Origin of the sequence: Marinobacter sp. bablab_jr008 (genome assembly GCF_016464145.1) — a bacterium.
Taxonomy (GTDB): Bacteria; Pseudomonadota; Gammaproteobacteria; order Pseudomonadales; family Oleiphilaceae; genus Marinobacter; species Marinobacter nauticus.
Genome location: NZ_JACDWW010000031.1, coordinates 1 through 459 on the forward strand (window position 1 = coordinate 1; position 459 = coordinate 459).

Sequence of the window (459 nt, forward strand, 5' to 3'; positions counted from 1 at the left end):
CTTGGCCTATCTCAGCCTGATTACGGATGCTTTCTCTCGCAAAATCGTGGGCTACCATGTCCATGACACCCTTCATACGGATTCTGTGATACAAGCTATGCGTAAGGCGTTGAAGGGAAGGAAACACTCTGGAGAACTCGTTCATCACTCGGATCGGGGAATCCAGTACTGCTCCATGTCATACCAACAGCTGCATGCCAAACACGGCATTCGTTGTTCAATGACCGATGGCTATGACTGTTATCAAAATGCACTGGCCGAAAGGGTGAATGGCATCCTGAAAACGGAGTTATTGCTGGCGCGCCCCAAAGACCTTGCGGAAGCCCAAAAGATGGTCGATCAGTCCGTGCAGACCTATAACACAAGGCGACCACATCTTGCCTTGAAATACAAAACGCCCGATGCGGTGCACCGGGCGTTTCAATAGAAATAGGTGTAAACCTATTTCAGGACTAGACA

1 protein-coding gene is annotated in these 459 nt (G+C 49.5%); it reads left to right on the plus strand.

The genetic code is table 11. From position 1 onward, the window contains the following. On the plus strand, positions 1–427 hold a 427-nt coding region (locus JIF53_RS19730; protein WP_199451718.1), incomplete at its 5' end, for an IS3 family transposase. Positions 428–459 lie beyond the last annotated feature (32 nt).